Source organism: Neglectibacter sp. X4 (assembly GCF_009917365.1).
In the GTDB taxonomy this organism is placed as follows: domain Bacteria; phylum Bacillota; class Clostridia; order Oscillospirales; family Acutalibacteraceae; genus Acutalibacter.
Map to the genome: position 1 here is coordinate 1 of NZ_QWLE01000047.1, position 24,881 is coordinate 24,881.

At 49.0% G+C, this 24,881-nt stretch carries 24 protein-coding genes and 1 riboswitch; of the genes, 14 read left to right on the plus strand and 10 right to left on the minus strand.

Annotated features, from left to right (window positions below):
* The 7 genes from D1841_RS13405 to D1841_RS13440 form a co-directional block, all read left to right on the plus strand.
* The coding region (locus D1841_RS13405; RefSeq protein WP_166554273.1) for a transposase at positions 1–327 on the plus strand (327 nt) is incomplete at its 5' end.
* 338 nt (positions 328–665) lie between these two features.
* Positions 666–1,250 carry a recombinase family protein gene (locus tag D1841_RS13415; protein WP_160643823.1) on the plus strand — a complete coding sequence of 195 codons (585 nt, stop codon included), beginning with the start codon at positions 666–668 and terminating at the stop codon, positions 1,248–1,250.
* Between the two features lie 112 nt (positions 1,251–1,362).
* Positions 1,363–1,536: a hypothetical protein gene (locus D1841_RS13420; RefSeq protein WP_161880055.1), complete on the plus strand. Its 174-nt coding sequence runs from the start codon at positions 1,363–1,365 to the stop codon at positions 1,534–1,536.
* Positions 1,537–1,654: 118 nt separating this feature from the next.
* Entirely contained in the window at positions 1,655–3,154 is a 1,500-nt protein-coding gene (locus D1841_RS13425; protein ID WP_161880056.1) for a DEAD/DEAH box helicase family protein, read from the plus strand.
* Between the two features lie 170 nt (positions 3,155–3,324).
* Positions 3,325–4,302, plus strand: coding sequence for a hypothetical protein (locus tag D1841_RS13430; RefSeq protein ID WP_160643820.1), 978 nt, complete (start codon positions 3,325–3,327; stop codon positions 4,300–4,302).
* 86 nt (positions 4,303–4,388) lie between these two features.
* Positions 4,389–4,586, plus strand: coding sequence for a hypothetical protein (locus tag D1841_RS13435; protein ID WP_160643818.1), 198 nt, complete (start codon positions 4,389–4,391; stop codon positions 4,584–4,586).
* Positions 4,587–4,838: 252 nt separating this feature from the next.
* On the plus strand, positions 4,839–6,347 hold the full coding sequence (locus tag D1841_RS13440) for an FtsK/SpoIIIE domain-containing protein (protein ID WP_160643816.1): 1,509 nt from the start codon (positions 4,839–4,841) through the stop codon (positions 6,345–6,347).
* A gap of 94 nt (positions 6,348–6,441) precedes the next feature.
* On the opposite strand, the gene D1841_RS13445 is transcribed toward D1841_RS13440, so the two are convergent.
* The 6 genes from D1841_RS13445 to D1841_RS13470 form a co-directional block, all read right to left on the minus strand.
* A complete protein-coding gene (locus D1841_RS13445) occupies positions 6,442–7,788 on the minus strand; it encodes a TniQ family protein (protein WP_160643814.1) in 1,347 nt (448 codons plus the stop codon).
* Positions 7,785–8,897 carry an AAA family ATPase gene (locus D1841_RS13450; RefSeq protein WP_237077177.1) on the minus strand — a complete coding sequence of 371 codons (1,113 nt, stop codon included), beginning with the start codon at positions 8,895–8,897 and terminating at the stop codon, positions 7,785–7,787. The genes D1841_RS13445 and D1841_RS13450 overlap by 4 nt, the downstream gene beginning before the upstream one ends.
* A 121-nt stretch (positions 8,898–9,018) precedes the next feature.
* Positions 9,019–10,848 carry a Mu transposase C-terminal domain-containing protein gene (locus D1841_RS13455; RefSeq protein ID WP_160643811.1) on the minus strand — a complete coding sequence of 610 codons (1,830 nt, stop codon included), beginning with the start codon at positions 10,846–10,848 and terminating at the stop codon, positions 9,019–9,021.
* Positions 10,835–11,122, minus strand: a complete 288-nt coding sequence (locus D1841_RS13460; RefSeq protein ID WP_347564013.1) for a hypothetical protein — start codon at positions 11,120–11,122, stop codon at positions 10,835–10,837. Before D1841_RS13460 ends, D1841_RS13455 begins: the two co-directional genes overlap by 14 nt.
* Before the next feature lie 513 nt (positions 11,123–11,635).
* Complete coding sequence (ppdK, locus tag D1841_RS13465) at positions 11,636–14,266, minus strand: pyruvate, phosphate dikinase (protein WP_160643807.1); 2,631 nt, start codon at positions 14,264–14,266, stop codon at positions 11,636–11,638.
* 197 nt (positions 14,267–14,463) lie between these two features.
* Positions 14,464–15,210, minus strand: coding sequence for a glycyl-radical enzyme activating protein (locus tag D1841_RS13470; RefSeq protein ID WP_160643805.1), 747 nt, complete (start codon positions 15,208–15,210; stop codon positions 14,464–14,466).
* A 351-nt stretch (positions 15,211–15,561) separates the two neighbouring features.
* Here D1841_RS13470 and D1841_RS13475 point away from each other — a divergent pair, with 351 nt between their 5' ends.
* Together D1841_RS13475 and D1841_RS13480 are read left to right on the plus strand one after the other, a co-directional pair.
* Positions 15,562–16,017, plus strand: coding sequence for a helix-turn-helix domain-containing protein (locus D1841_RS13475; protein WP_160643803.1), 456 nt, complete (start codon positions 15,562–15,564; stop codon positions 16,015–16,017).
* A 145-nt stretch (positions 16,018–16,162) separates the two neighbouring features.
* A complete protein-coding gene (locus tag D1841_RS13480; protein WP_160643797.1) occupies positions 16,163–17,545 on the plus strand; it encodes an MATE family efflux transporter in 1,383 nt (460 codons plus the stop codon).
* Positions 17,546–17,595: 50 nt separating this feature from the next.
* On the opposite strand, the gene D1841_RS13485 is transcribed toward D1841_RS13480, so the two are convergent.
* Both D1841_RS13485 and D1841_RS13490 read right to left on the minus strand, forming a co-directional pair.
* Positions 17,596–18,189, minus strand: coding sequence for an ECF transporter S component (locus D1841_RS13485; RefSeq protein WP_160643795.1), 594 nt, complete (start codon positions 18,187–18,189; stop codon positions 17,596–17,598).
* 129 nt (positions 18,190–18,318) lie between these two features.
* Positions 18,319–18,459: riboswitch (FMN riboswitch) on the minus strand.
* Positions 18,460–18,513: 54 nt separating this feature from the next.
* Complete coding sequence (locus D1841_RS13490) at positions 18,514–18,942, minus strand: pyridoxamine 5'-phosphate oxidase family protein (protein ID WP_160643793.1); 429 nt, start codon at positions 18,940–18,942, stop codon at positions 18,514–18,516.
* A 95-nt stretch (positions 18,943–19,037) separates the two neighbouring features.
* Between D1841_RS13490 and D1841_RS13495 the strand changes: the two genes are divergently transcribed.
* On the plus strand, positions 19,038–20,564 hold the full coding sequence (locus tag D1841_RS13495) for an NAD(P)H-hydrate dehydratase (protein WP_160643791.1): 1,527 nt from the start codon (positions 19,038–19,040) through the stop codon (positions 20,562–20,564).
* Between the two features lie 172 nt (positions 20,565–20,736).
* Here D1841_RS13495 and D1841_RS13500 read toward each other — a convergent pair whose 3' ends face one another.
* Complete coding sequence (locus tag D1841_RS13500) at positions 20,737–21,183, minus strand: hypothetical protein (RefSeq protein WP_160643789.1); 447 nt, start codon at positions 21,181–21,183, stop codon at positions 20,737–20,739.
* A gap of 176 nt (positions 21,184–21,359) precedes the next feature.
* The gene (locus tag D1841_RS13505; RefSeq protein WP_371721936.1) at positions 21,360–21,551 is read right to left on the minus strand and encodes a hypothetical protein; all 192 of its coding nucleotides are present in this window, start codon (positions 21,549–21,551) and stop codon (positions 21,360–21,362) included.
* Between the two features lie 218 nt (positions 21,552–21,769).
* On the opposite strand from D1841_RS13505, the gene D1841_RS13510 reads away from it, so the two are divergent.
* From D1841_RS13510 to D1841_RS13525, 4 genes are all read left to right on the plus strand, one after another.
* On the plus strand, positions 21,770–22,387 hold the full coding sequence (locus D1841_RS13510; protein ID WP_160643787.1) for a flavodoxin family protein: 618 nt from the start codon (positions 21,770–21,772) through the stop codon (positions 22,385–22,387).
* A gap of 140 nt (positions 22,388–22,527) precedes the next feature.
* Positions 22,528–22,869: a TnpV protein gene (locus tag D1841_RS13515; protein WP_160643785.1), complete on the plus strand. Its 342-nt coding sequence runs from the start codon at positions 22,528–22,530 to the stop codon at positions 22,867–22,869.
* Positions 22,870–23,035: 166 nt separating this feature from the next.
* Positions 23,036–23,224: an AAA family ATPase gene (locus D1841_RS13520; RefSeq protein WP_160643783.1), complete on the plus strand. Its 189-nt coding sequence runs from the start codon at positions 23,036–23,038 to the stop codon at positions 23,222–23,224.
* A gap of 618 nt (positions 23,225–23,842) precedes the next feature.
* Complete coding sequence (locus D1841_RS13525; protein WP_347564014.1) at positions 23,843–24,346, plus strand: MobA/MobL family protein; 504 nt, start codon at positions 23,843–23,845, stop codon at positions 24,344–24,346.
* The last annotated feature ends 535 nt before the right edge of the window (positions 24,347–24,881 follow it).

Consider the following 24,881-nt stretch of genomic DNA (forward strand, 5'->3'; position numbering starts at 1 on the left):
AGCATTAGTTTTACTGCCCTTTCTTTCCGAATTGTCCGTATTGAAACAGAAAACGGTGATACCGAGCTTCTCATCACTAACCTGGATTCAAAGTGCTTCCCGCCCGCCGCCTTAAAACGCCTCTACGCCATGCGTTGGGGGATCGAGACTTCCTTCCGCAGCCTGAAATACGCCGTTGGCCTCATCCATCTTCATGCCAAGAAGCCGAACCTCGTCCTTCAGGAGATTTTCGCCAGTTTTCTCATCTTTAACTTTACCCAGGCGTCTATCTGGACTGTAGATACCGCTAAAAACACATCTATGCCGCGTACCGCCAAATGCGCCTGATACCAGCGCTCCGCCGTATCAGCGCAGTAAACCTTGCTGAACTGTCGGACGCCGAGGCTGAATACTTTGGACTGGATATGGAGCAGTACAAAGCTGCCACAGATGAAGATACCGATGACCACATGGCTCCATCCAGCACAGACGGCGATTATAGCCCTTCCAATCCTTGGGATGCACCTGGAATGAGTATATCAGATTTTCTATAGGTGTCCCGTTAGGGTAAACCCTAATGGAACTATGAAAAAGAGTTCCATTAGAGTTGGTTTTCGGGTTCTGGTACGTCCCAGACTGGAAGCCGACCCTAATGGGACTCTCACTTTTCTATGAGGGGGTTGAACATGAAGATCGGCTATATCAGGGTCAGCACACAGGAACAGAACACCATCCGGCAGGAAGTCTTGATGGAATCCTTGGATGTGGATGAGGTCTACATCGACCATATGAGTGGCAAGAACACCAACCGTCCAGAGCTGCAACGGATGATGGAGTACGTTCGCCGTGGGGATACCGTGATCGTGGAGAGTATCAGCCGCTTCGCCAGGAACACCCGTGACCTGTTGGAGCTGGTAGAGCGGTTGACTGCCAAAGGCGTTGAGTTTGTCAGCAAGAAAGAGGCTATTGACACCACTACTCCCACTGGAAAGTTCATGCTGACCATCTTCGGAGCCGTGGCAGAGCTGGAACGGGAGTACATCCTGCAACGTCAGCGAGAGGGTATTGCCATTGCCAAGGAACAGGGCCGATACATGGGGAGAAAGCCCACGCCAGCACCGGACTTTGATCGTGTGGTTGCACAATGGCGTAGTGGAGAGATCACAGCGGTTGAGGCCATGCGTACACTGAAAATGAGCAAGACTACCTTCTATCGGAGAGTGCAGCAAACTGCCAATAGCTTTGCACTGGGAAATCAGGTTAAGCCGTAGATGAACGTGAGGGACAAGGGATGGGGGCATACCCATCCTTTGTCCTTCACATTTATTTTTTGCAATCAACTCCTACAGGGATGTAAATCAAAACCTTAAAGGAGTTGAAGTCATGAGTAAATTCAAAATCAGCATTTTAAAGGCTTTCAAAGACAAGCTAATCGAGGCAGAAATGGAATCTATGGTTGACTCAGCAAGAACTTCTTGGACTGGCTTCAAATCTGTCTCAGGTCAGATCTGGGCAAAAGGTTTTCAAGGAAGTTCTTGGCTCAAATACATATTTTGAATGGGAAAAGCAGATTGACAACTGGGATTACTACTTTTACTACATCAAAGGGAAAGGTTCCAGACCATGTACCTGCTTCTGTCCATACCGTAATACCTGTCAACACGGGACAAACATCTTGTCAACTGTAAATCCCAAGTATCATCAAATTGAAAGAATTGATAACTGGGGTGTTCCCTTAGTTGATGTAGATGAAGCGTGGGAAGATTTCAGTGAGAAGTTCCGGGAAGCGGTAGCATCTGATGAACCAGGCTGGCATGTCATTAAAAGTCAAACCGCCCTCGGCAAGACCCAAGCATTGCTGGAATTTCTCAGGGATACCCCGCTCAGAGTATTGATTGCTGTTCCAACTAACAATCTGAAACGTGAGGTCTGCGAGCGAGCTAAGAAGATGGAGATAGAGGTAGTCACATCACCTTCATTGCATGAAATAAAGGACAACATTCCTGATGTTGTCTGGGATGAAATACAGGCTCTATACGATGTAGGCAAGTCGCCGATGCCTCGGATAGAGAAGGCGATTGCTGAGGATGATGTGGAGTGTGCAAAGGTATTCAAGAGATACAAACGTGAGCTTTCAGAATTCATTAACTCCGAGAGTCACGCTATCACTACGCATCGCCGCCTGACCAATATGGATGTAAGTAAGTACGATCTCGTCATAGTGGATGAAGATATTATCTACAGCACCGTCATTCCTAGCAGAGAGACAGTCTCTCTGTTAATGCTGAAGAAAGTGCGAAAGAAGTTAGCCGCCAGCGACCCGCTGGCAGCTAAGATCAGGAGAATTCTAAAGAAGGTCAAAGATTCAGAGTTCTTTACTTTAGATGAAATTGACTGGCGCAGAGAATATGCCGATATAAAGATGGCCGTCAATATACCGGCACTATGCTCTGCTGCATACTTCTGTTACCGTGCCGCTTCAAAGCAGGAGAACGACTTGACAGAGGATAGCATCACCTTTATCAAACCTGTTAAGTTTTATGCTAATAAGTATATTATGCTCTCAGCCACAGCAGATGAAACCATTTGTAATCTCTATTTCAATGAAGAGAATGTACGGTTCTATAACTGCAAAGAGGCCGCAAACACAGGGAATCTCAATCAATGCGGGGACAAGTCTATGGGCCGCAGCTCGATTCGCAAAGATCCATCCATCATCAAGCGTATCAAGCGGTGGACAAAGTTCGATTACACGATTTCTTTCAAGGAGTTCCATAAGCACTATGAGGGTGATCTGCATTTCGGCAACTGCGCGGGATGTGATATGCTAAAGGGTCAAAACATTGATGTTATAGGAACGCCGCATCAGCCAGAGTGGATATATAAGCTGTTTGCCTACTCGCTGGGATATGATGTCGATGATGATTTGAAGCCTGGCACTGTCGTTGTCCATAACGGGTTCCGGTTCCGATTCATGACATACGCTGATGAAACACTGAGAGCAATCCAGTTCTATATGATTGAATCCGAGCTGGAGCAAGCTGTAGGTAGGGCTAGATTGTTACGCTGTGATTGTACTGTCAATCTGTTCTCTGACTTTCCTCTAAAACAGGCTGAGCTAAAGGAATCCAAGTACGATACCGATGAAAACGATGAAGACTCAGAATCAACTTAGCTCCTACCTCCCTCTATAAATCACGTCATGTTAGATATGGTTAAGCTATAATACATCACTGGAAAACAGTGGCAGCGGTATACCACCACATACCACCGTTTGTACCGTATAGAAATAGTAATCGCCCGCAACTGTTCTGTAAGAAATATTTACAGAGGAGGCAAATTATAATGAACATAAATCAAGTATTTGAGCTGTCAATGCTGCTTGATGCAGATCACTTTCAAAAACTCATTGCCCGCAAGCGCAGTTGTTTGAAGGAGCTTGATGATGAATACCTTGACACATCCCTGACCGCAAAGAGCATCACCGTGATCTATCGGGACAGCAGATACAAAAAGAGGGTGCGACTGCTCGTCAATTCATCGTTAGTTACGGATGCCTCGTCCGACACGGACAAGATGCTTCGCAAGCTGGACAAACGTATCTCTGAATACTTCGACCACAAATATACGATGGATGACTTCACCCTGTCTGGCGTAACCCTTGCTGTGGACATCAATGTCGGCAGTCATGAAAAGGTATCAGACTACCTGAAAGTCATAAAGAGGGTTGGCAAGGTTAAAGGCTTTTCCTCCGTCAGCTATGATTGTTTTGATGAGAAGGTCAGCTTCTGTCTGAGCGGTAACAGCAACGACACGGATTTTCTTTTGTATGATTTGGAGAAAGCCACCATAGATCAACTACGGAATGCAGATGCAGGACGGAAGCAGCTACAATCAATGAGTGAACGGATCAAGGGTATCCTGCGGGCCGAGGTACGCCTGACAAAGCCAAAGGCCATCCGGAAATACGCAGATACAACCGATACATCCAGCCAGATTGTGGAGATGATGAAAAACAGCACCGATGCTTTCATGGATACGTTCGCACGGGTGGTTCCTTTTGGGGATTTCTACAAGATGGATGCCGCTGTCGAGATCGTCCGCAACGAAGTCAAGGACAGCATCATGCGGAGAAGGATGTTGGGGCTCTTGGCCCTGATCCCCGACAAGAAATCTCTGCACCTGGCTCAGAAAGCACTAAATTGCCGGGATGTGGAGAAGGTCATGATGGCCTTTATAAAGATCAATTTATCTCCTGTGACTATTAGTAAGCGGCACGATGTAAAGCACCTGGAAAACATCTATTCCTATTTCTTAAAATAATCATTGCCGTGAGGTTCAAATGCTGTTGACAAGCCTATCTTTTTGGTGTAAAGTAGACCCATCTTTTACAAACGGAGGGCATAAACATGGCCGGAAAGACAGCAGAGGAACGTATCGCGGTGATTGACGAGAAGATTGCTAAGAAGCAAGCAGAGATTGAAGCTCTGGAGGCTCAGAAACAAAAGCTTCTGCATCCCGTCAACATGAAAACGGTAATGGCAGCGGCGAAGGAAGCTGGGCTTACACCGGAAGAGATTGCAGAGAAGTTGGGATTAGAGGTCTAAAACAAGGAGTAATAGCGTGGGGCATCGTCGCCCCACGCTATTCTCACAATTATTTTCTCCATTCAAATTTTAATCTATAAGGAATAGTATTACAATCCAAAAATCAAGTTCTTCTTCTCTTGTGTTACCCCTCCTTTTTGGGGTGCTTTTTAAAATAATTTTTGAGGTAGTCTAAAAGTTCCATTTGAAAGCGCAATGGGAGATAGGAGAAGAGGAAGAAGAAGCCCCCTACAAGAAAGGATGGGCGCAATTATGGCAAAATGGAAAAACGGCATACCGGGATTTGCAGAATATGATGCTTATGAGTTGGCTCACAAAATTGAAGATTGTTATAAAAGACATAATGCTCCTGTTAAAATTCATAAAAGCGGTCCTATCCCTTTTTATGGGAACGGATATAAATTTGCAGTTAATTTGGAACAGAGCGAAGCAACCGTAGGAAAAATTGAGCGGCTAGTTGCCGATGTTCAATTTACATTGCACCTCCCTGCACTTAAAGCGATTAGAGAAAATGGTGTTCTTTATCTTGTTACATCTGGCAACGATGTAACCTTGAAAAATAATAATCTATTGCAGATTGTGAATAGCGAAAAATACAGATCAGCTTTTGAAAAAATGAAAATTGTGCACCCAGTTGGTATTAGTGAAAATGGAGAGGTAATGATTTGCGATCTGGAAGATTATCCTCATGCAATGGTAAGCGGGACAACGAAATCTGGCAAATCGACCGCATTAAAATGTCTGCTTGCAAGTTTACTAAAATATCCCCCTGATAAAATGAACTTTTTAATAGCTGATAGAGGTGTGGAATTAAATAGATTTCGTGGCTTACCACATCTCTCGGCTACAATTATACACACGCCTGAAGAATTGGCGTATGCACTTTTGCTTTTACATGATGAAATGGAGCGACGCAACAAGTTAATACAAGAGGATCAAAGGAATTTGTCTGTCCTCCCATATATTGTATGCATAGTCGATGAATTTCCGTGGTTTATTGATGCTATAAAGGGCAACAAACAGACTGAAAAAGTTGTAAAAGTAACCAATGATATTTTGCGTTTTGGAAGAAACACAAAGATTCATGTAGTTTTGTCAATTCACGATCCAAAGGACGATATTGCAATCATCGAAAAAAGCGATATTTCCGTCAGTTTGGTATTCCAGACTGCAAATGTCAGAAAGTCCATGAATGTTTTGGATGGTGCTGGTGCAGAAAAATTAAAAGGCAAGGGTGACATGAATTTTCGTCGTAACGGGGAAACGCATCACCTCCAGGGTGTTTATATAACGGATGAGGAAATTGATGGGCTAGTTCAATTTATTATTGAGCAGAGTGAATATGATAGTCAATTTCCGAGAGGTATATATGGATTTTCTATCTCTGATAAAGATATAGAAGCAAAAAGAGCAGAGATTGTTGAGTATATCTCAAATTTTTCAACAGAAATGGATGACAGCAATAAAGATGATGATAAAGATTTGAAATTCGTCAAAGTTGTCCTTTGGGTGCTGTCACAAACAAATGTATCCATTAACCGCATTCAGAAAGAATGCCACATTGCAAATAGCTATGCACAGGAGTTCTTTAATAAGCTACAATCCATTGGAATAATCGGTGACATCGCTGAAAAGGGCCGCCACAAAGTTACCCTCAAGTCAATTGGCGCGATACCGGATGAATTGAAAGATTTTTTATCTCGTCAAGGTATTACCGATGATGAGATTAGGGCGGCCATTGAAAAAAGAGAATCGACATGAGCAAATCACTCTTGGTTTCTCTATCAAATACAATTTAATTTGCACTATCTGTTCATTCTCAGCGAAGATGGAAATACATGAGTGCAGGAATCCTTTAGGTGTTCGCTGTAACTATGGCAATAATCTGATTGGCCGTATCAGCGTCTGTGTACTTCACCAGATAAGGGATAGTCAATGGGAAATTCTTCTTTTTTACCCCTGAGATGGTTCTAATGTCTGACCAATAGAAAGGTTTGCCTTGCCCTTTTAATCTCTGATATGCCCAAATGATCTTCCTGGCCCAGCTCTCAGGATATGGTTCTGTATACCTCTCGAAGATAGCTTTGCACCTCGGCATATTCTCTAACTGATGGCCCAGAAGATTCATCTCCCGGTATACGAGCCGTTCTGATACTCGTTCGGGCCTACCGTTCTCATTAGCTGTGCCATCATATACGCCTTGGACAACCTTCTCTAATATGGGCGCCATGTCTGTATCCAACTGAACCCAGTCTACCGGGGCGGCATCCTTCATGTAGTGGCTGTCCTGTTCCTGCTGAACCTGCTCCGGCGTCAGGGCAGGGGACGTTAATTTCTCTGGCTCCATGCCGAGGAAAAAGGCAATCTGACATACTACTGAAAAATCAGACCTGCTCCCCAGCAACACCTTCTGAATCTGGTACATACTCGCTATGTTATATAGCTCCATCTCTCTGTAGAACACATTCAGATCATCGGCAAGTTGCTTCGTGTATCTGCTCCTGCCTGATGGTTTCAAATACTTTGTCTGGCACATTCCATGATACAGAACGGAGCTGATAGGAGTATCATTCTCAAAGTCCATCGGTGCATCAAATATGGATTCCAAGTAGCTTGCAAACCGGATCATCCGAGGATCTTCCTCAAAGACAACCTTATCGCAGCCTATGCAATGTTCGGCGGGACAGAACGTGAAGCACTGTTCACTCTTAGCCGGAACACTGGATTCCACAAGCCTACACCTGTGCTTCGTACAGATGCCCATGTTTCGGATTTGATGCTTCCGATGCCAGTAGGTTTCACCGTATGTCTCCCTGTCCTCATTTACACATAGCGGGCAGAACCGCAAGTAGTGTTCCCCCTCAGACCGAGGGAGAACACAGAACAGGTGGTGTGCATCGCAGTTGTCATGCCCCAACCGATACAGGGCAGTCTTCTTTTGTTCCAACGGGATGAAGCGGGCATACTGGGGGTACATTGTATGTTCCAGCACCAGCTTGTCTAAGGGGTACATCTTTGCAATCTGCTCTATGGCCCCAGGATTGAGATTCCCGATAAACTCCTTGCTTGGATTGTCTGACCGCTTGCAATACAACTCCTGCATGGCTGATTTACTCGAAAAGAAACCAGAATGAACGTAACACCGACAGAACCAGCTATACACCAGTTCATCAGGATAGATGGCGGGAAAGTAGGAGATCATACCGCCACCTCCACCACTGGCAAATGATTCTTCAACAGCTCCACGATGTCAACGCCCTCGGATTTGGCCTGAGATACCAAACCTGCAATCGTAAACTCTCCATGATCTTCACCATCAGGAAGGCTCATACCCACAGTAGACACCTTCCGCTTGGTTTTGGAAGTCTGCTTCTTCTGCCGGGGCTGGATGAACCCATGTAGCAAAGATAGCCTTTGCTGATAGGCTTCGTTCAACGATTCCAGGTTTAGAACCTCTCTACCATTGAGAATGGCAATCTCCTGTGCATCGTGGATCAGGGACACCACCACCGATATGTTCCCGGAAGTATGTTCATAGAGCCACGTCATCACGGCATCGGTGATCTCCGTCCTCTGCTTCACATACTGGTAGGAATACAAGACTTCGCAGAACATCTTGAAGTCTTCTCCATACTCCATCACATCATACCGCAGGCCCAACGATCTCCGGGCAAGCTGCATAGCCTGTTCAAAGAACACAGCACTTTCAGGAGTACCTACCATACAGATTGAAATACCGCTGTTGTTGATAAGCTGAGTGAGCATCCCCACGAGACTCTTGCCATTCTTGCTGTTGCAGACATTCTGAATCTCATCCACCACCAGCAGCCCTATGTGGTTCAACGCCACCTGACTGACGCTGCCAATCAACATATCTGTGGTTGTCCTGGCCCGTAGCGCATTGGGATAATAGTTACCGCCGATTACTTCATCGACCTTCCGAAGTATCTCTAACAGCAACCCCTTTACCGAGGAATCAAAGGGACACTGGACGCAGATACAAGGGATAATCTTGGTGTGAGGATTCTCCACCTCAATAATTCGATTTTCTGTAATCAACGTGATTGCCCGACTGATAGCACTACTCTTACCGATGCCAGAGGCCCCTATGATCGTAAAGCTGTCGGAGCCACCCATGATACCGCTGTACTCTTGCTGCATGATGGCCTTGAAGTTCTGATTCTTCTGCTGGACTGCCAACTTCGTACCCTTCTTCTGGAGTGACCGCATCAAAGCAAGATAGAGCTTGCTATAGATTTCCAAGGACATCTGATTGGGAACATACACCCGGTAGAGGTCAGAGAGTGCCATGAGCCGCACCGGAGCATCAGCATCACAGATAGCAGAATCATACTCTGGCAACACTTCCAGGGCAGACAGCAACTCACTCCCAGACTTCATCGGTGGTAGAATACGGATAACATCAGACAGATTACTCATGGCTCATCCCCTCCTTCATGTAGTCCCGGTGGTTCTTGGTCTGCTCTCGTCTCCTGGTACTACGGATATTCTTCATGTGAACATCACCACGACCAGTACCACTACCCACAATGGCTTCTATATGCTGGGCAAGGTTGATCTGAGCCTGTAGATTGTCTCTGGCTGCACCTTTGGCAATGTCCCTCTGGCTGGTCTGTAGCTCCTGTACTGCTGTCAAATCCTTACCCTCAAATCTGGATTCGATGATGGAAAACTCGGTGTATGTACCATCCTCCAACACCCATACGGAGGTCACATTTTCTGGATTGTAGGCCACGGTTACATTACCGCCAGATAGATATTGTTCCGTATACCCCTCACAGTGATACCGCAGCTTGTTTACCTTCAATCCTGACCTGCTGAACTTACCCATAGTCCTCGGTAGCAATGTCAGCATCAACTCTATTTTCCCAATTCCAATGAGATTGGCCCCAATTTGGGATTTTCCCCAATTCCAGATTTGGGAAGCATAGGGCTTCACTTGGGCTGCTATCATGTTCTCAGTATAGGGGAAACTCTCAACAATTCGCTGAGAATTATAGTAGATGATACAGTGCAGCACGATCTTCTCAAAATCGGCCATGGTCAGACAGGCATCTTTCCGGTAGTCATGAGCACCACGCTCCTGATAGTCAGGCTCGATCACACCCTTGCCCTTCAAGTACTTCTTGTAACTGTCCTGTATCAGATCAAAGAACTTCTCCACCAGACCTTTCAACTCAGGTCTATAGGATGGAAGATTGACAACCTTAACACCCAGCTCTGCAATCTGCTCAAAGTTCCCTGATGTATACTCACTTCCCATATCGGTGACGAACATAGCTGGGAGCATATCACAGTCCCAGTCCTCTTTCTGGATGGAGATACCGAACTTTTCACACCAGCCAACCTTATCAGCAATGATGTTCAGCATTAGTCCTCGGAGACTGTAGACACCACCTTCCCACGAGAGAGAGTATCCACAACATAGGCCACTGTAGGCATCGACACAGGCCGTCAGAATCGGTCTACCTACCAGACTTCCAGTATCATTGACAAGGTAAATATCGCAGACAGTAGCATCCAGCATCCCCGTACCAACAGCAGGTGCAAACTCCTGTACCCCTTCACCAGTCAAGGGACGATTGTTCCTCTGGTAGTTCTTTAAGCCATCCCGGGAGATATAGAAATTCTGCATATTCTTGGTCTTGCGATAGAAGTACCGGAACTGGTAGTAGGACGGGTATTCCTCTGCCAGCACCCCCAGAGCATTACAATACTTCTCCTTGAGCATCATTGTGTAGGCCGTCATCAAGGATTGCTTCTTGGTGGTGTAGAAGAACTTATTCAACGCCCATCGCATATTCTTCTCGTCTTGGGTCAACGATCGGTCATCCTCCCTACGCCTGGGAGCAAGAGCAGTCACATCCATGTAGGCCAGATACAGACAGAGATAGCTTCTGATGGTCTGCTTCGACACCTCATGTTCCTCAGCCGCAGAGCAGATCAGCCGGGAGCGCATCCGATCATCAGCTACAAAGGACAGGATAGGAGCAATCATTGTGTACCTCTCGTACATGACCTTCCTCTGGTCTGCATCCAGAGCATCAACATCAGAAGGAGTAACACCCGTAACCTCGAACAGTTCAACACTGGTACACTTGGAGCAGGATTCCAATTCCGTAGCATCTACCCACACAGGCATCGTCCTCTTGATGCAGTCAATGACAAGAACCCTGTCACCCTGTACTTCCAGTACCCGGATGATACTGTTACCAGACCGGAGCAGGTCATACTTCTTCATCAATGACCACCCCCCAATCCGTGACCCCATGCCGTAGCCAGTAGTCCCTCGAAGCATCCAGCAGCTTCACCGTCAGCGGCTTCATCAGGAACTTCCGATAGACACACTCCCTGACCATCAGATCACCGTCTGCCTTGGTGCATACAAAGTCAGAGGTATATTCCCCAACCTCCAATCCATCCAGCAGGACATTACACCTGATCTCAACAACCTCATCACTGGCTTGCAGCAGGTCAGCATAGGCATACTGGATAGCATCATATGTCCTACACACTTCAGCACACTTACCCAACACCCGCTTCTCACATCGACCCTTGAAGTTCTTCTTCCTCATGTTGGTAATCCTCCCCTGTGGGAACACTCTGCCCCAGTTCCCCAAAAGCAGTCCCCAAAAATGAAGTCAACTCAATTTGGAGGAATTGGGGCCTGTGCTTTTGGGATAGCTGACTTGCTCAAAGCCCCTGTTTGCAAGGCTTTCAAGCCTGTTGCCATTTACCCAAAAACACGATTTGGGAATATCACCATGTCGTAGGGCAATGTGATTTATCCTGTTTGGGGCAAAGTAATTTATTCTCCCGGCCCTTGGGCCGGACACCCCTACTCCATGGTGATATAGTACAGAACGTTCCTAAAATCCTTGTGTTAAACAGGGAAAGGATAGTCCGAAGGACAAAAAAGTGACCCCCATCCGAAGGATGGCAGGTCACTTTTTTCTATGGCGTAGGCTAAGTGTTAGTGCCCTACACGGGCTAAATCACATTGCCCTACGACAAAAGAAAGAGAACTCCTACCTACTTTTGATAGCCGCCTGTGCTGCTGCCAGACGGGCAATGGGCACACGGTAGGGAGAGCAGGAAACATAGGTAAGGCCTACGTTGTGGCAGAACTCAATAGTGGTGGGATCGCCGCCATGCTCGCCGCAGATGCCCAGGATGATATCCTTGCGCACAGCCTTGCCCTTTTCAGCAGCCAGCTTCACCAACTGCCCCACACCCTCCTGGTCGAGGCGGGCAAAGGGATCGTTCTCATAGATCTTATTCTCATAGTAAGAGGTCAGGAACTTGCCAGCGTCGTCACGGCTGAAGCCGAAAGTCATCTGGGTCAGGTCATTGGTGCCAAAGCTGAAGAACTCGGCTTCCTCTGCGATCTTATCGGCCGTGAGGGCCGCGCGGGGGATCTCGATCATGGTGCCAACCTTGTACTTCATGTCAACGCCAGCCTCAGCAATGATCTTGTCCGCAGTCTCCACCACAGTCTTTTTAACAAACTTAAGCTCCTTCACTTCGCCTACCAGCGGGATCATGATTTCAGGCACCACGTTCCAGTCGGGATGGGCCTTGTTCACGTTGATGGCAGCCTTGATAACGGCTTCGGTCTGCATTTCAGCGATTTCAGGATAGGTGACAGCCAGACGGCAGCCACGATGGCCCATCATGGGGTTGAACTCGTGGAGGCCGGAGATAATGGCTTTAATATCCTCAACGCTCTTGCCCTGGGTCTGGGCCAGCAGCTCGATGTCCTTCTCCTCAGTGGGAACGAACTCGTGCAGAGGGGGATCCAGGAAGCGGATGTTCACGTGCTTGCCCTCGAGAGCCTCATACAGCTTCTCGAAGTCGCCCTGCTGCATAGGCTCCAGCTTAGCCAGAGCGGCCTTGCGCTGCTCTACAGTGTCAGAGCAGATCATCTCGCGGATGGCAGCGATGCGGTCAGGCTCGAAGAACATGTGCTCGGTACGGCACAGGCCGATGCCCTCAGCGCCAAATGCCACAGCCTGCTTGGCATCGGTGGGGGTGTCCGCATTGGTGCGCACCTGGAGGGTGCGGTACTTGTCGGACAGCTCCATGATACGGCCAAAGTAGCCGCCCTCAGTGGAGGCGGGCACAGTGGGAATGGCTTCGCCATAGATGTTGCCGGTGGTGCCGTCCAAGGAGATATAGTCGCCCTCTACATAGGTGCGGCCATTCAGCTCGAACTTCTTATTGGCTTCATCCATCTTGATAGCGCCGCAGCCGGATACGCAGCAGGTGCCCATGCCGCGGGCCACAACAGCAGCGTGGCTGGTCATGCCGCCGCGCACAGTGAGGATGCCCTGGGAGTAATGCATGCCCTCAATGTCCTCGGGGGAAGTCTCCAGGCGCACCAGCACAACCTTCTCGCCGGCTTTGCCCTGCTCCACAGCGTCCTCAGCGGTAAAGACGATCTTGCCGCAGGCAGCGCCGGGTGAGGCAGCCAGAGCGGTGGCTACAGGCGTGGCGGCCTTCAGGGCCTTGGGGTCAAACTGGGGATGGAGCAAAGCGTCCAGCGCCTTGGCTTCCAGCATCAGCAGGGCCTCTTCCTCTGTCTTCATGCCTTCGTCAATGAGGTCGCAGGCAATCTTGATAGCGGCGGCTGCGGTGCGCTTGCCGTTACGGGTCTGGAGCATAAAGAGCTTTTCGTGCTCTACGGTGAACTCCATGTCCTGCATGTCATGGTAGTGGTTCTCCAGGGTCTTGCAAACCTCCTGGAACTGCTTGAAGGCAGCGGGGAACTTCTCTTCCATCTGGGCAATGGGCATGGGGGTACGCACGCCAGCCACCACGTCTTCGCCCTGGGCATTGGTGAGGAACTCGCCCATGAGCTTCTTCTCGCCGGTGGCGGGGTCGCGGGTAAAGGCCACGCCTGTGCCGCAGTCGTCGCCCATGTTGCCAAAGGCCATCATCTGGACGTTAACGGCAGTGCCCCAGGAATAGGGGATTTCGTTCTGCATACGGTAGTAGTTGGCGCGGGGGTTGTCCCAGGAACGGAACACAGCCTTCACAGCGCCCATAAGCTGCTCTTTGGGGTCGGCGGGGAAGTCGGCGCCAATCTTCGCCTTATACTCAGCCTTAAACTGGTTTGCCAGCTCCTTCAGATCCTCAGCGGTCAGCTCGGTATCCTGGGTGACGCCCTTCTTTTCCTTCATCTCGTCGATGAGTTCCTCGAAGTACTTCTTGCCCACTTCCATAACCACGTCGGAATACATCTGGATAAAGCGGCGGTAGCAGTCATAGGCCCACCGGGGATTGCCGGAAGCCTTGGCCATATACTCTACAACTTCCTCGTTAAGGCCCAGGTTCAAAATGGTGTCCATCATGCCGGGCATGGACGCGCGGGCGCCGGAACGGACGGAAACCAGCAGGGGGTTCTCCTTATCACCGAACTTCTTGCCGGTGATTTCCTCCATCTTGCCCACATACTCCATGATTTCGGCCTGGATATCGTCATTAATCTTCCTGCCGTCCTCGTAATACTGGGTGCAGGCTTCGGTGCTGATGGTGAAGCCCTGGGGCACAGGCAGGCCCAGCTTGGTCATTTCCGCCAGGTTTGCGCCCTTGCCGCCAAGGAGCTCCCTCATGGAGCCGTCGCCTTCGCTGAACAGATACACATACTTGTGGCTCATTGGTATCAACCTCCATAATAATGTTCAACCGGACGTAAACCTCCGGGTGACAGCAATGCTAACCGTTTGGGCAGGACAACAAAGCCTGTCCTTACGGGCTGCTATCAGAATTATACCAAACAATCGCTGAAATTGCCAGTATAAATTGGGAAGATTTTGAAATATTTTTCTTTTTGGGCAGAAGTTTGGGGCGGTTTTCAAAAAAATGCGTCTATGCCCTGCTGCTGGAAAGCCTGCCGGTATGTTTTCAATTCCTCCGGGTGCAGGGCAGGCACGTCCTTATAGGCATAGTCCCGGCCCAGAAGGACATATTTCTGCTCCCCCAACTGATGGAAAGGCAGAAGCTGTACCCTTTTGGCCCCCGCTTCCAACAGACGGCGGCAGAAGCCAGCCGCATCGGAAAGGCTGTCATTATAGCCAGGGATAACGGGGATGCGGGGCAGCACCTCTTTCCCGGCGGCAATGGCCCATCGGAGGTTTTCCAGAATCAGGCGGTTGTCCGCCCCTGTGCCCTCCCTGTGCCGGGCGCTGTCCCAATGCTTCATGTCATAAAGGAAATAGTCTGTCTCTCCTGCTACGGACTGGAACACCCCGGGATCTGCAAAGCCGGTGGTTTCCAGGGCCGTATGGACGCCCTTCTGGCGGAGGGTCTGCAGCAGGGCCAGGGTGAAATCAGGCCACAATAAAGCTTCCCCGCCGGACAGGGTGACGCCCCCGCTGCTTTCCTCATAGAAGGGCTTGTCCTGCAGGCAGGCTTCCAGCACCTCCTCCAGGCAGGCGCGCCGCCCGCCCAGATCCTGGCCTGTCCCCAGCGCCCGCTCCTGGCTTTCAGGATTGGCGCACCAGCGGCAGCGCAAAGGGCATCCCTTAAAAAAGACTACGGTGCGGATGCCCGGGCCATCGTGCAGGCTGAACTTTTGTATGTTGCAGATGCTGGCTTCCATGTGCTTCCCCCTGCCTCAGGCTTTTTGGGCCTGTTGGGCGTATTCTCTTTTTCAGCTTACCACAGCTTCTGGAAAAAGGCAATATCTGAAAGCAAAAAAGTTGCGAATGAAATATCGCTGCTGTTCTGTAAGGAATCTGGGCGAAACTGGCTGGTTCTGTTGGTAGCGCTTCGGTGGCAGCAGGGGTATAATAGTAAACACACTTGAAAACCGGTATATTCCGATTTTCAAGCTGGGCGGCTGCGCCGCTTGGTTCAAAAGAAGCATACTACCTCTTTTGAACTGTGTTCACTATAATATGGTTTGTCAGGTAAGAAAAGCAATTTGAAAAAGCGGCAAGGAGGAAAAAACATGGGTTTAGGAACAAGCTTATACAGCGCTAGGAAAAGCAGGGGGCTGTCCCAGGAGGCAGTGGCGGAAAAGCTGGGTGTAAGCCGGCAGACCATCTCCAAGTGGGAAACAGATGAGACGCTGCCGGACATCCGGCAGTCTAAGCGGCTAGCGGTTTTGTACGGCAAGTCTTTGGACGAGCTGATTGAGTTCGATGTGGACATGCAGGAAATCCAGGACGCCATTGACAGGGCAGACAGCAAAGCCGCAGAAAGGGTGGACTGGACAAAGGCCTGGAGCCGGAAATACCCTGTACTGGCGCAGTATCAGGAAAAGGTGGATACGGGGTTCTATGCTGACGGGCTGCAGCGGCTGCTGGCAGATCTTCGGGAAAAATACGGCTACAGCAATTTGGACGCATTCCTGGTTCTCAAGGATATTCTGGGCACCCTTTGGAAGGAGGAGCAGGAGGCTTAGCTGGAAAAAATTCACAGGGAGCGGGGTACGGAAGGTTGAGAAAGGCCAGGGGACATGTTATAATATTATATGCAGCCGTTTCATATGGCGGCTATCCGGAGCGTATTTGCACAAGCTGAAGATGCTCTAAAAAGGAGGAACCCCGGTGGAGGACAAGCAAAAGACCCAACTATTTGAAAGCACGCCGGTGCCCAGGGCTGTGATAACCCTGGCAATCCCTACGGTGCTCAGTTCCCTGGTTATGGTGCTGTACAACCTGGCGGATACATACTTTGTAGGCATTTTAAACGATCCCATTCAAAACGCGGCTGTAACACTGGCAGGGCCTGTGCTGCTGGCCTTTAACGCGGTGAATAACCTTTTCGGCGTTGGCTCCTCCAGCATGATGAGCCGCGCCCTGGGGGCCAAGGACTTCGACACAGTACGGCGAAGCTCTGCCTTTGGGTTTTATCTGGCTCTGTTTTCCGGCATCCTCTTTTCCCTGCTGGTGGGAGTGTTCCAGCACCCCCTTTTAGGGCTGCTGGGCACCAACGGTGAGACTTATAACGCCACCCAGGAGTACATGCTGTGGACGGTTATCTGCGGCGCGGCCCCTGCCATTTTAAACGTGGTGATGGCCTACCTGGTGCGGGCAGAGGGGGAGTCCCTTCACGCCAGCATCGGCACCATGAGCGGCTGCATCCTCAACATCCTGCTGGATCCCGTTTTCATCCTGCCCTGGGGCTTTAATATGGGGGCGGCTGGGGCTGGCCTTGCCACCTTCCTTTCCAACTGCGCGGCCTGCCTCTATTTCTTTGTGCTGCTGTTTTACAAACGGGGCAAAACCTATGTGTGCGTCAACCCCAAAATGCTGTGCTTCCGCCGCTCCCTGGTGCTGGGGGTGTGCGGGGTAGGGGTGCCCGCCTCTATCCAGAACCTTCTGAACGTGACAGGCATGACGATTTTAAACAACTTTGCCTCTGTTTATGGCTCTGACGCGGTAGCGGCCATGGGCATTTCCCACAAGGTGCAGATGATTCCCATGCAGATAGCCATGGGGGTTTCCCAAGGCATTATGCCCCTTATCAGCTATAATTTTGCCAGCGGCAACACGCCCCGCATGAAAAAAACCTTCTTATTTACCGCCAGAGTTTCCCTTTCCTTCCTGGTTCTGGCTACAGCGGGCTTCTGCCTGTGGTCGGGGGAAATCACCTCCCTGTTTATGCAGCAGCAGTCCATCATCGACTATGGCAGGGAGTTTTTGCGGGCCATGTCCCTTTCCCTGCCTTTCCTCAGCATGGACTTCCTGGCAGTGGGAGTGTTCCAGGCCTGCGGCATGGGGTCAAAATCCCTGCTCTTTGCCATCCTGCGGAAAATCGTGCTGGAAATTCCGGCCCTGTTTATTCTGGATTGGCTTTTCCCCCTCTATGGCCTTGCCTGGGCGCAGGCCGCAGCGGAATTTATCCTTTCCATTGCTGCCATTGTGGTGCTGGTCCGGCTTTTTGCCAAGTTGGAAAAGCGGGACAGGCTGCGGGCAGAAAAAGACTAACGCTAAAAGCGGCCCGGAGGAAGCCTCCAGGCCGCTTTCGCATATATTCTTTATTTGTTTCCCTTCAGGATGGGGGAAATTTTCTTGTAAATGAGGAAGGTGATGGCCACGCTTAAAAGGCCTTTTATAAAGGTGAAGGGGACGTTAAACCACAACAGCGCCTGGAACAGGTTTTCCACTGCCGGGTTTATAAGCTGGTACAGGTTGAGGATGGCCTCCATGGGCATGAACACAGCATAGAAGGGGTAGGTGATGAAATAGTTGATAGGCAGGCTTAGAACCGCCATTGCCGCCGCTCCTACAAGGGAGCCTATCAGCGCCCCTTTGCGCCCGTTCAACTTTTTATACAGCAGGCCGGCAGGCAGGACAAAGGCGGCACCCAGCAGGAAATTGCACAGCTCCCCCACGCAGGAGGTGGTGGTAAACGGCAGATTCACCAGGTTTTTGATGAAGCACACTGCCACGCCGCTTACCGGGCCTAAGGCGAAAGAGGCGATTAGCGCCGGAAGCTCGGACAAGTCCAGCTTGATAAAGCTGGGCATCAGAGGCACGCTGAAGCTTATGAACATCAGCACTGCCGCCACAGCCCCCATTACGGCGGTGACCGCCAGCTTGCGCACGTCGATTTTTCTTGTGGTTTCCATCGTTCCGATCAGTCCTTTCAAGATTTTTGCAAAAGACCGAAGGCAGGGAAGGCATAAAAAAAGCCCCAACGCGCAAAAAAAGCGGTTCGGGGAAAAGCCGCCCGCAGGCGGCAGGGATTCTATACCCTCTTGTATCTTCTTTCATCCGGACTGTACCGTCGGTACCGGAATTGCACCGGTTCGGCGGGAGCGATTGCCTCCCGTTCGCAGACTGTAAGGATTGCCCTTTTCACTGCCGGTCAGGAATTTCACCTTGCCCCGAAGATCATTTGCTGGTATTATTATAGTATGGCGCACAGGCTTTGTCAAGCGGCTCTGCCCACGCTATTCTGTAAAGTCAATGTCGTACCGGGTACCCTGGGAAAATAGCACCCCTTCTTCCAGCCGCAGGCGGAGGATGCAGGTATTTTCATCGGAAAAATCATTGTGCCCGTTGTGGATCCAGGACGAGAAGGCTTTTTCCAGCTTCCCGGCTATTTCCCGGTTTTCCTCTTTGTGGAAATATCCCAGGTTTTCCCCTTTTCCCTGGGCGGTGAACCAGTCCCCCGCAATGGACACAGCAGGGTTTTCCTTTATCTGCCGCATTTTAGCGGAAAGCCCATAGGTTATCACATAAAAGGATCTGTTTTCGTAATAGGCGTTGACATACCGCACATAAGGCCTGCCCTGCCTTTCTGTGGCAAGGGCAATGACGGTATCCTTGCTAAAGCGCTCTGCCATAATGCTTTCTGTTTCCCGGCCCAGCTTTTCCATTTTGCAAAACCACCTTTCTCAATATTTTATAGTATACTTGTTTCTTCTTGCCTTTGCAAGGGATTGTTAAAAGTACCCCAAGGGGATGATAAGAGATGCAAATTTTTCAGAGACAGGAAATACAGGCCCTGGAGCAGGCCGGGGAGAAAGCCGGAATTTCCCTTTCCGCCATGATGGAGCAGGCAGGGCAGGCTCTGGCCTGGGAAGCGGAGAAGCGCCTGGGAAACTTACAGGGCAGGCCCATTGCCCTGCTGTGCGGCGCAGGGAACAACGGCGGCGATGGCTTTGTATGCGCCCGGGCGCTGACGGAAAAGGGGGCGGTTTGCACGGTGCTGCTGGTGCAGGGGGAGCCAAAAGCCCCTTTGTCCCGGAGCGCCTTCCTGGAAATGCCGGAGGCGGTTTCCTGCCTGTGTGCGGAACACCAACCCAGGGAATCGGAGCTGGCTCTGGCAACTGCCTGCTGCGTTATAGACTGCGTGTTCGGCTTTGGCTTCCGGGGGGATCTGGAGGGAGACGCCGCCCGCTTCCTGGCCCTTGCCAACACCCACGACTGCCTGCGCCTTGCCGCCGACCTGCCCAGCGGCGTGGAGTGCGACACAGGCCGGGCCAGCCGGAATACCTTTCAGGCACATGTGACAGTGGCCTTCACCGGGAAAAAGCCTGCCCACTGCTCCTACCCTGGCAAAGCTTTCTGCGGGGAAACAATGACGGCTTCTGTGGGCATCCCCCCTGCTTTGACGGATAGGGCGGAAACGGCTTTTTTCCAGCCGGACAGCGGTTTTTTCCAGGAAGCGCTGCCTCCTGTCTCTGCCCAGGCCAACAAAGGGGATTTGGGCAGGCTCCTTCTGGTGTGCGGAAGCTATGGCATGACAGGGGCCTGCATCATGGCAGCCCGGGGGGCTTTGCGCTGCGGGGTGGGATTGCTGCACATTGCCATAGACGCCCGGGCCTATCCCATTCTGGCTCAGGCTGTGCCAGAGGCTGTGTTTACGGTTCTGGACTTCTCCGTCCCCGGCTGGGAGGGAAAGCTGGAGGCTGCTCTGGAAAGCTGCTCTGCCTGCGTAATTGGCAGCGGGCTGGGAGAAAGCGCCGGCCTGCTGTGCCCTCCGGTTTTTTCCCATTTTGCCCAGGGGGGCAAGCCCCTGCTGCTGGACGCGGACGCCCTGAATTTCTGTGCCCGGCACCCGGGCGCCCTGAAGAAAATCGCAGCGCCGCTGGTCGTAACCCCTCATCCGGGAGAAATGGCCCGTTTGCTGGGGACAAGCATCCCCCAGGTGCAGGCGGATCGCCTTACCGCCGCCCTGGGCTTTGCCCAGGAAACCGGGGCAGTGACTGTACTGAAGGGAGCGGCTACAGTGACGGCTGAAAAGAGCGGCCAGGCCGCCATAAACCCCACAGGCAATTGGGGCATGGCAAAGGGCGGCTCTGGTGATGTGCTGGCAGGGAGTATCGGCGCTTTCCTGGCCCAGGGCATTTTGCCCTTCCAAAGCGCTGTGCTGGGAGTTTATCTTCATGGCCTTGCCGGGGATCTCTGCGCAGAGCGCTTCACCCCCCGGGCCATGCTGCCTACCGATCTGCCGGACATGCTGCCGGAAGCTTGGAAAGCGCTGCTCCCTTTGTGAAAGGGCAGTGTTCACATAATATAAGTAGCAATTTGCATATGGCTTGACGGTGCTTTTATTCCAAAGAACGGGATCATATTTATGTTCCCACCCACCAACAGGCAAGAAGCCTGTACCCGGATCAATTTCTTCCGCAAAAGGCTTTATTCCTTGATTGCCTTCCGGCGCATTATTAAGATGTCAAATTTGTTCCCGGTGAATCAACACGTAGAAGATTGTAAGCCAAAAAGCTACGATCTTCTTTCGGGATAGTCATATATTTTGTTTCCAACCATTCCATGACGTATCTTTGGCTTACATACATACTGTGATCTATAGGCAGAGTGTCAAACCATTTCCACCAGCTTTCTGGATCAGGTGCATCTTCTTGTACTGTCTGCTGAACTTTAGAATTTTTCTTCATTCGTTCAATGTATGCAACAACATCTGGATCCTCCACATATGTTACATTGAAATGAATTTCTCGGATAGTATCAATCCCTTCTGATACCTCATCAAACATTTCATAAGCATCTACCGCTGTTTCTTCGCTTGGAACTTCGGCAGCTACAGCGGGGATACAAAGGCAAAGCACCAAGAGTCCTGCTAAGATCATTTTTCCATACTTAAAGATTTTCATGCAACTCTCTCCTTTCATAATTTGAAAAACGAAGATGCGTATCTTTCAAAATTTACTATACAGTATTTTTACAATATTGTCAACTTATTTTGTGAATATTTTAATATAGGGTTTAAACTTGAAAACACACGCTCTTACTTCCCATAGCATAGTCGCTTGGTTTGAAAATATTGCTTTCAAGCTGCTGCTTTTACAAAATTGAGCAACGCATCGCCGGTAAGGGCTTTGCCGTCTTTATGATCGACCGCCCAATTACGCCAACGCAGTTCCTCCGGAATAATAGATGTGTATTTTTCATCGTAAAATTCCCAGACTTCCTCTTTGGCATCATAGACCTTCAGAAACAATATCCACACCATCTGCTCAATGCGCTGGGCATCGCTGTTTCAACTAATTGCGCCGACGGTTTTTATATTGCCCACAGCCTGGTTTTCCTTTTGCCAATTGTTTTGCAATGCAACAAATATCATATGAAGCCAGGCCTGTCAAGAGGCGTATTTGTAAAATATAGCGCAGGGGCTTCTCAAAAGGCTTTCAGGCTGATATACTTATAGATATCATAAAAACGGAAAGGAACGTGGACTGTATGAAGGTTTTGATGCTTAACGGCAGCCCCCATTTGCAGGGCAACACCTATATCGCCCTGCACGAGATGGAGAAAATTTTCCAGCAGGAGGGTGTGGAGACGGAAATCCTCCAGGTGGGCAGCAAGGATATCCGGGGGTGCATTGGCTGCCGGAAATGCGGGGAACTGGGAAAATGCGTGTTCAGCGATCTGGTGAACGAGACAGCCCAGAAGTTTGAAGTCTGCGACGGCCTGGTGGTGGGTAGCCCTGTGTATTACGCCTCCGCCAACGCCACGCTGGTGGCTTTCCTCACACGGCTGTTTTACAGCACCCGGTTTGACAAAACAATGAAGGTGGGGGCAAGCGTGGTTGCGGCCCGCAGAGGCGGCCTTTCCGCCGCCTTTGACGAACTGAACAAGTTCTTTACCATTTCCGGGATGCCTGTGGCTTCCGGCCAGTATTGGAACAGCATCCACGGGCAGACCCCCGGAGAGGCCGAGCAGGACAAGGAAGGCCTGCAGGGTATGCGTACCCTGGCCCGGAACATGGTGTTCCTCATGCGGGGCGTTGCTTTGGCAAAGGAGCAGTTTGGCCTGCCGGAGCGGGAGCCCTTTGAGCGGACAAATTTCGTGCGGTAAACGGGAAGGGAAAGAAGGAGGCTTCAAAAGGGACACTTCACATAAGGAAGTGTCCCTTGCGGTGTTCATAAGTATTTGCAATGACGGTTGGATATGATGAATTTGTAGGAAAATAAATATATTAATGAAGGATAACTACAATGAAATCATTGTTCGAACAATTCGGCGGTACATACCATAATGAAAGTGATTATTTAATTCCAAATCCTACACTTCCTAAGAGCGAAGAAAACGATATTGGTATTTATGGACAACAGCATTTGAGATACTTACAAGAGTACCTCAAACTGACTTATATTAATTTGCTTACAAACAGCGTTCTCAATGAATATCTGTCTGAGATTGATAATCAAGCCTGCGAAAGATTTTCTCAGATTATGGAACAAATGAAACAAGAGCAAGAAATCACCGAACAATTAAAAGAAGATAATCCCATTGAGTGGACAAGAAAGATGAATTGCATTAGACAACAAGTAGAATAAATTGTTTTAAATGAAGTGACTTATAACTAGTTTGAGGAGCGGTATTGGCAAAAGCTGATACCGCTATCCTTTTCAATCTATGGTGGAAAATTAAGGTTTCCATATGATATAATCTCAATATATAGCTTCTAAACAAACAAATAGACAATATAAGGAGTTGTGAAATATGGCAATCGACAGAATAAAAATTTGTAATTTTAAGAGCTACAAAGGAATATTTGAATTAAAACTTAATAAAGGTTTAAATATTTTAGTTGGAAATAATGAAACTGGAAAATCAACTATTTTAGAAGCCATACATTTGGCATTAACAGGTATGTATGGTGGTCGTAATATTCGCAATGAATTGTCATAATACCTTTTTAATAGGGAAGTGATTGCAGAATATATAGAATCAGTGAATAGAGGAACCCCATTATCTCCACCAGAAATCCTAATTGAAATATTTTTTGAGGGGTCATTATGTCCAGAGTTTGAAGGAAACAATAATACTGAGCGGTTAAATAAAGTTGAAGGACTTCAATTTAGAATTTTTTATAACGATAAATATAATGATAAACATGCTAAACTCATAGCATTAAAAAATCATCAAGCTTACCTATTGAATATTATGATGTTTCATGGATATCTTTCGCACGACAAGCAATAACGCTTGTTGCCGATTTTTCCGACATATACAAGCTGACAGGGCAGGACGAAGTATCTAAGACCTATTCCTTTCCAAAGTCTTTTGTCAGCTACCGTAAGCCGAGGGCAATCAGTACCGAGCAGAGGGAACGGGCAAGGCAGATGATGATTAAACGGAATAAGGTATAGGGTTAATCAAACTCAATGGAATTGTATTTGTGTTTGTGGTAAAATAGCATTGTTGAGCAAATCAACAAATATATGAGTGCGAGGAATGATTATATGAGATTGCTAATTTATGGAGCAGGTGTGATAGAAAGCATCATACATCAGCAGGAGTATTCTTGTGAGTGAGTATGACGGGCAGACCTACCGCCCTAAATACCATGAAGATTTAGTCCACAGTGAAATCTCTCTCCCACCCAACGCACCTAAAGAGTATGCAGACAGAGCCACCTTATGGAACGCTGTTGAACTGTCAGAGAAAGGGCAGAAATCACAGCTTGCAAGAATGCTGAAAGCGTCACTTCCCAACGAATGGAGTTATGAACTTGCGGAGGAAGTCGTGAGGGATTATGTGCAGAGGAATTTTGTTGATAAAGGAATGTGCGCTGACTGGGCGATACATGACAGCGAGAATGATAAAGGACAGCGCAATCTCCATATCCATGTTTTACTCACAATGCGCCCTCTCACTGAAAACGGGGAATGGGGAGCGAAACAGAAGAAAATCTATGACCTTGACGAAAACGGCGAAAAGATACCAGTGATTGATAAAAAGACAGGTCAGCAGAAAGTTGACAAGCAAACAGTGGAAAGCAGAGATACAGTCTTTGCAATCGGAATATGACAGTATCGGCAAGGAGCAGACCAAAACCGCCACAGAATTAGCTTATGCGGAAGTAATCAGCTACAACAGAAAGAACCTTGAAAGGGAGCTTCAGAACGAGAGCCGACAGCATAGCAGACAACAAAACAAGACTAAGCGGAGGGAGGAAGAAATTTAATGGAAATTCAATAGAAATATGGGTTTGATTGTGGTATTCTGTTAAAGGTACAAAATCGGAATTGATGGAGGATAGTGTTATGAATTTTTTATGTTTTGGCGATAAAAATAATAGGTCAATACTATTTATACATGGAATGGCTTCCACAGCAATGCTTTGCTATGAACCAATTTTAAAACATTTGGCAGATTATTATGTGATATTGGCAGAAGTGGATGGTCACAGTGAAAGAACAGATGAGCGACATCGTTTCCCTTCGTTTCGGTTCCGGTGGCTTTGCCGCCGTTCCCCGGAAGGGAATGGAATCGGTAATTGATCCGTCAGTAATTGATTTTTGGGTATTTAATTTCTCTATATTTATTTGCGTTGGATTTTCCG

Excerpts from the sequence above, each read along its gene's own strand:
- D1841_RS13500 (WP_160643789.1), bottom strand. The coding sequence starts at position 21,183 with ATGAAAATCTTTAAGTATGGAAAAATGATCTTAGCAGGACTCTTGGTG.
- D1841_RS13510 (WP_160643787.1), top strand. The coding sequence starts at position 21,770 with ATGAAGGTTTTGATGCTTAACGGCAGCCCCCATTTGCAGGGCAACACC.
- D1841_RS13435 (WP_160643818.1), top strand. The coding sequence starts at position 4,389 with ATGGCCGGAAAGACAGCAGAGGAACGTATCGCGGTGATTGACGAGAAG.
- D1841_RS13495 (WP_160643791.1), top strand. The coding sequence starts at position 19,038 with ATGCAAATTTTTCAGAGACAGGAAATACAGGCCCTGGAGCAGGCCGGG.
- D1841_RS13520 (WP_160643783.1), top strand. The coding sequence starts at position 23,036 with ATGGCAATCGACAGAATAAAAATTTGTAATTTTAAGAGCTACAAAGGA.
- D1841_RS13455 (WP_160643811.1), bottom strand. The coding sequence starts at position 10,848 with ATGAAGAAGTATGACCTGCTCCGGTCTGGTAACAGTATCATCCGGGTA.
- D1841_RS13470 (WP_160643805.1), bottom strand. The coding sequence starts at position 15,210 with ATGGAAGCCAGCATCTGCAACATACAAAAGTTCAGCCTGCACGATGGC.
- D1841_RS13445 (WP_160643814.1), bottom strand. The coding sequence starts at position 7,788 with ATGATCTCCTACTTTCCCGCCATCTATCCTGATGAACTGGTGTATAGC.
- D1841_RS13485 (WP_160643795.1), bottom strand. The coding sequence starts at position 18,189 with ATGGAAACCACAAGAAAAATCGACGTGCGCAAGCTGGCGGTCACCGCC.
- D1841_RS13515 (WP_160643785.1), top strand. The coding sequence starts at position 22,528 with ATGAAATCATTGTTCGAACAATTCGGCGGTACATACCATAATGAAAGT.
- D1841_RS13450 (WP_237077177.1), bottom strand. The coding sequence starts at position 8,897 with ATGGCACTCTCTGACCTCTACCGGGTGTATGTTCCCAATCAGATGTCC.
- ppdK (WP_160643807.1), bottom strand. The coding sequence starts at position 14,266 with ATGAGCCACAAGTATGTGTATCTGTTCAGCGAAGGCGACGGCTCCATG.
- D1841_RS13475 (WP_160643803.1), top strand. The coding sequence starts at position 15,562 with ATGGGTTTAGGAACAAGCTTATACAGCGCTAGGAAAAGCAGGGGGCTG.
- D1841_RS13490 (WP_160643793.1), bottom strand. The coding sequence starts at position 18,942 with ATGGAAAAGCTGGGCCGGGAAACAGAAAGCATTATGGCAGAGCGCTTT.
- D1841_RS13415 (WP_160643823.1), top strand. The coding sequence starts at position 666 with ATGAAGATCGGCTATATCAGGGTCAGCACACAGGAACAGAACACCATC.
- D1841_RS13430 (WP_160643820.1), top strand. The coding sequence starts at position 3,325 with ATGAACATAAATCAAGTATTTGAGCTGTCAATGCTGCTTGATGCAGAT.
- D1841_RS13420 (WP_161880055.1), top strand. The coding sequence starts at position 1,363 with ATGAGTAAATTCAAAATCAGCATTTTAAAGGCTTTCAAAGACAAGCTA.
- D1841_RS13440 (WP_160643816.1), top strand. The coding sequence starts at position 4,839 with ATGGCAAAATGGAAAAACGGCATACCGGGATTTGCAGAATATGATGCT.